The following is a 4608-nucleotide window of genomic DNA, read 5'->3' on the forward strand; positions in this document are numbered from 1 at the left end:
TGCCGGGCGCACATAAAAAGCAACTGAAATCTATCAGCTGCTTTTTATGTTCGTTTAATGGTTATTTTCATAATTTAATAAACTCCAGAAAAGATTTTTACTTACCTGAATCCTTTAATCGGTCTAAGAAACTAAAGTACAGCTTTTCCCTACCTCATAAAAACCCCGCTACCAAAGTAGCGGGGTTTTGTATTAATGAGTTAATTCTAATTCCACTTCGACACCAAAATGATCCGAGACCACTTCTTTATTTTTGCCATTAAAAATAACATGTGATGACTTGACTCTGACTGGTTGATTCGTTAAAACTAGATCGATACGTAAATCTTTTTTATTGTCAGACCACCCATCGATCTTACCTTCAACGGTCATTCCCTCATCGTTTATGTTCGCTACCTTATAAGTATCGATTAAACCTTTACTTAATAAATAGTCATATCCTTCGTCACGAATATTTGCATCATTGTTAAAATCTCCCATAACGATATTGAGATGATTTGGATTTAACTGCGCAACTAATTCATTCACTTGCCCTTGAAATGGCTCTTCTTCATCATGATACCAACCTAAATGACATGAGTATACCGTAACGGGTTGATTTTCATGCATGATTTCTAACCCAATGACACGACGAGTACGGAAGTTTTTAATATCGTCACTCTTTGTCACTAAAAAAGATTTTGCATTGTTAATTTCACATCGTGTTAAAATGGCTAATCCTTCTTCATAAATATCAAACCCAATATGAGCAAGATCCCACACAAATTTATAATCATTAACGCCTAACTTCATTAATTCACTTAATAAAACGACTGCATAATTATCTTGTTTTACTTTCTCTGAAGTCGTTGTGTCAATTAACTGCATGACTTCTTGTAAAGCAATGACATCATATTGTTTTTCTTTAATGACTTGTGCTAAATGTTGAATTTTTTCAATTTGGTTTTCTTCTTGCCAAGCATGACAATTTAAGGTTAATAACTTCATAAATAATCTCCTATAGACCTAAAATATCTTGAATTTCTGATTTTAACACGTCTGCTTTTGGTCCATAAATCGCTTGGATTCCATTATCTTTAATGATTAATCCTAATGCTCCTGTTGCTTTCCAATCTGGTTGGTCTGAAACAGTTCCTGAATCTTTAACTGTCACACGTAAACGAGTCATACAAGCATCTACATCTACAATATTTTCAGCTCCACCTAACAAGAAAATGATATCATTTGCTAATTGACTACCAGATGCTGCTGTTGTTGATGTTGATCCTTCTCCTTGTGTTTCATCTTCTTCATTATAATTTCCTAATCGTCCCGGAGTTGCAATTTTGAATTTTTTAATCGCAAAGTTGAACACCCCGAAGTTTAAAGCAAAGAATCCTAAACATGCTAAGACAAAGTTAATCATATCTCCCGTTAATCCTGCATTCGCCATCATTGGAATACGAGTAATGAACTCAATGATACCAAAAGCATGGATACGTAAGTTAATAATATCAGCTAAAGCAAATGCTAATCCCGCTAAAATTGCATAGCATAAGTATAACACAGGTGAAATAAACATGAACATAAACTCTAATGGTTCAGATACCCCTGTTAAGAATGTTGCTAATGCTGCTGAAATAAACATTGATTTGTATGCTGATTTTTTATCTGAATCGACATTTCGGAACATGGCAAAGGCAGCTCCCATTAAAGATGCAGTTGATAAAATAACTTGACCTGCTTTAAAGCGAGCTGGAGTCACTGCATTTAATAACGAGTTATAAGCTTCCATATCACCTGCTGACTTTAAGTTATTTAAATCTGTTACCCAAGCTAACCATAAAGATTCTTGACCTGCAACGATTTGTCCAGCATTTGAACCTGTTAAGATTTCATACGTTCCACCTAATTCTGTATAATTCATTGGAATAGTTAACATATGGTGTAAACCGAATGGTAATAATAAACGTTCACCTGCTCCATACACGAATGGTGCAAGAATTGGTGCTGTATCTTGTGAAGTTGCAATCCATTGACCAAAGTTATTTAAAGCTCCTTGAGCAAATGGCCAAATAATTGATAAAACTAATGCTGTCACTACTGATCCACCGATAACAACGAATGGAACAAATCGTTTCCCATTAAAGAAGGCTAATGCTTGTGGTAATTTATTAAAGTTATAGTATTTGTTGAATAATGATGCTCCTAAGAACCCTGAGATAATCCCAACAAACACTCCCATATTTAAAGCTGATGCGCCTAAAACTTCAGTGAAGTAATCTGAAACAACCATCTCAGATCCAAAGAATGATTGAACGGTTGCAGTTGGATCTGCCAACATTGCTGTTGATACTCCAAATAATGCTCCCGTAATACGGTTAATTAATAAGAATGCGATTAAAGCCGCAAATGCTCCACCTGCACGTTCTTTTGCCCATGATCCCCCGATGGCAACCGCAAATAGGACATGTAAATTTCCGATAATTGCCCATCCGATATCTTCCATCACTGTAGCAATCGTTGCAATAACAGCAATATCTCCCCCTGACATTCCAACTAATTTCCCTAAAGAAATCATAATCCCCGCTGCTGGCATAACAGCAATTACAACCATTAAGGCCTTTCCAAATTTTTGCCAGAAATCAAACGACATAAATCCTGGTTTTTTCATAACTATTCCCTCCTAATAACTCTATATCATCATAGCTTAATTTAAGCTGTAGATGCGTGCTTCAAATGGCTTTAATGTTAACTCTTGAATTGACTCATGTTCCTCAACTGGGATATTTGATAATAATAACTGATCCGTTGAAACTGTGATCTTTTCTAAGTTAATACTTGTTTGCTTATTCGTTAAGTTACATAAGATAAGCACACGTTTTTCACCTAATGTTCGTGTATAAGCATAAATCTCTTGATGATCTTCAAACACTAAGTCATATGTTCCATAAACGAAGATATCTTCTGATTTTCTTAAAGCAATCATTTCTTTATAGAAGTTTAAAATCGAATCTGGATCTTCTTCTTGTGCTTCAACATTAATGGTTTGATAGTTTGGATTAACTGCTAACCATGGTGTTCCAGTTGTAAATCCACCATTTGCTTCATGACTCCATTGCATCGGTGTACGACTATTTCCACGTGCTGTGGCCCAAATAATTTCCATAATATCTTCATGACTCATTCCTTGTTCAAGTTTAGAATAATAAAGTCCCGTACTTTGAACATCTTGATAATCCTCTACTTTATCAAACTGAACATTCGTCATTCCAATTTCTTGACCTTGATAGATAAATGGTGTTCCCTTCATCATAAAATACATCATTCCAAGAGATGTAGCACTTTCTTTCCAATAGTTTTGATCATCCCCCAGTGTGGATACAATACGGGCTAAATCATGATTTTCAATGTATAACGCATTCCATCCGACACCTTCTAATCCTTTTTGCCACTTTGTTAAGATTTTTTTCAATTGACGGACATCTGTTCCTTGATCGCCATTATCCTTCCATAAGCCTAAGTGTTCAAATTGAAACACCATATTAAATTTTCCTTCTTCTTCGCCAACCCATAGATGAGCATCCTCAATTTTAACGCCGTTAGCTTCTCCTACCGTCATAATATCGTATTTATCAAACGTATTTGCTTTTAAGTCGGCTAATAAAGGATGAATCCCTTCCACATTCATATGTTTATCAAATGATGAAACATATTTTAATCCGTGGGGATTTGGCATATCTGTTAATCCCTCTTCTTTTTTAATATGACTAATCGCATCTACTCGGAATCCATCAATTCCTTTATCTAACCACCAATTCACCATTTCATATAATGCTTCACGTACTTCAGCATTTTCCCAGTTTAAATCGGGTTGTTTTTTTGAGAATAGATGCATATAGTATTGTCCAGTATTTTCATCATATTCCCAAGCTGAACCACTGAAGATACTTTCCCAGTTATTCGGCTCTTCCCCATTTTTTCCATCACGCCAAATATACCAATCTCGTTTTGGATGATCAACCGATGAACGAGATTCGATAAACCATGGGTGTTCATCACTCGTATGATTGATGACTAAATCTGCAATTAATTTCATTCCACGCTTATGTACCTCTTCTAATAAGCGATCAAAATCTTCCATTGTTCCAAACTCATCCATAATATCTTTATAGTCACTAATATCATAACCACAGTCATCATTTGGTGATTTATAAAATGGGCTCACCCATATGACATCGATTCCTAACGCTTTTAAATAATCAAGTTTTAAAATAATACCGTTGAGATCACCAATTCCATCTCCGTTCGAGTCCATAAAACTTCTTGGATAGATTTGATAAGCCACAGCTTCTTTCCACCATACTTTATTCATCTTCTCATACGACTCCTTTTTCTTCTTTCCTGCTGCTTATGGTAAAGTGTCACCTTCATTTAAAACGTTTACAACAGAAACTGTTCCGAAAGTAAACGCATTACTTTCTTCGACACCTTGATTATATCGCTTTCACAATAAGAAGACAACAGACAATCAACATGTAACCGATAACACGTTTTTCGACAATTACTGTTCTTTTGTATAAAAATAGTTATAAAATTTATTTTGTCTAAAAATCGAGTAGGAGATAA

At 35.1% G+C, this 4608-nt stretch carries 3 protein-coding genes; all 3 read right to left on the reverse strand.

What is annotated here, in order from left to right; all coding sequences use genetic code 11:
• Window positions 1-192: 192 nt before the first annotated feature.
• Genes NEH74_RS12025 through NEH74_RS12035 form a run of 3 tightly spaced genes read right to left on the reverse strand, consistent with a single transcriptional unit; the run spans window position 193 to window position 4354 of the window.
• Window positions 193-987, reverse strand: a complete 795-nt coding sequence (locus tag NEH74_RS12025) for an endonuclease/exonuclease/phosphatase family protein (protein WP_055306062.1) — start codon at window positions 985-987, stop codon at window positions 193-195.
• 10 nt (window positions 988-997) lie between these two features.
• The gene (locus NEH74_RS12030; protein WP_055306061.1) at window positions 998-2653 is read right to left on the reverse strand and encodes a PTS transporter subunit IIBC; all 1656 of its coding nucleotides are present in this window, start codon (window positions 2651-2653) and stop codon (window positions 998-1000) included.
• Window positions 2654-2689: 36 nt separating this feature from the next.
• Window positions 2690-4354 carry a glycoside hydrolase family 13 protein gene (locus tag NEH74_RS12035; RefSeq protein WP_055306060.1) on the reverse strand — a complete coding sequence of 555 codons (1665 nt, stop codon included), beginning with the start codon at window positions 4352-4354 and terminating at the stop codon, window positions 2690-2692.
• Window positions 4355-4608 lie beyond the last annotated feature (254 nt).

The organism is Turicibacter sp. GALT-G1, assembly GCF_025594995.1.
GTDB lineage: Bacteria > Bacillota_I > Bacilli_A > MOL361 > Turicibacteraceae > Turicibacter > Turicibacter bilis.

Excerpts from the sequence above, each read along its gene's own strand:
- NEH74_RS12025 (WP_055306062.1), bottom strand. The coding sequence starts at position 987 with ATGAAGTTATTAACCTTAAATTGTCATGCTTGGCAAGAAGAAAACCAA.
- NEH74_RS12035 (WP_055306060.1), bottom strand. The coding sequence starts at position 4,354 with ATGAATAAAGTATGGTGGAAAGAAGCTGTGGCTTATCAAATCTATCCA.
- NEH74_RS12030 (WP_055306061.1), bottom strand. The coding sequence starts at position 2,653 with ATGAAAAAACCAGGATTTATGTCGTTTGATTTCTGGCAAAAATTTGGA.